Raw genomic sequence first — 348 nt, 5'->3', positions numbered from 1 at the left:
GTCTTGCTGATGCCCTTAAATCTAAAATTAAACAACTGAAAGGAAAATAATCTTATGGCTAACCCATATGGAAAATTAAAAGTAGTGAATGCGGATAACTCCCGTTCACGCTGTAAGGTAGTAGCTTACGCTGCTGATCCAGTGCTGCAAGATCGCCTCGTCAAACTGGCTTCACCTCTCACTGACGATCTTATTGTCGGGGCTTTGCTGAAAGCCGATGGCACCAAAGCAACAACCGCATCTGATATTGCTCACGTAGTAGTTGAACCGGCTTATGAAGGACAGGAAAGCGTAGTGGTTGCACATCCTACTTTCGTTATTCTGGCTGAAGATGGGATTGAATTTAAC

The 348-nt window shown here is 44.0% G+C and carries 1 protein-coding gene; it reads left to right on the top strand.

Annotation, left to right across the window (positions count from 1 at the left end):
* Positions 1–54 precede the first annotated feature (54 nt).
* A partial coding sequence (locus RTW80_RS27980; RefSeq protein WP_312721382.1) for a hypothetical protein occupies positions 55–348 on the top strand: 294 nt, incomplete at its 3' end.

This window comes from Escherichia sp. AM3, from assembly GCF_032029835.1.
Classification (GTDB): domain Bacteria; phylum Pseudomonadota; class Gammaproteobacteria; order Enterobacterales; family Enterobacteriaceae; genus Escherichia; species Escherichia coli.
The sequence above is the reverse complement of the archived record's forward strand: the minus strand, read 5'-3'. Positions and strand labels throughout refer to the sequence as shown.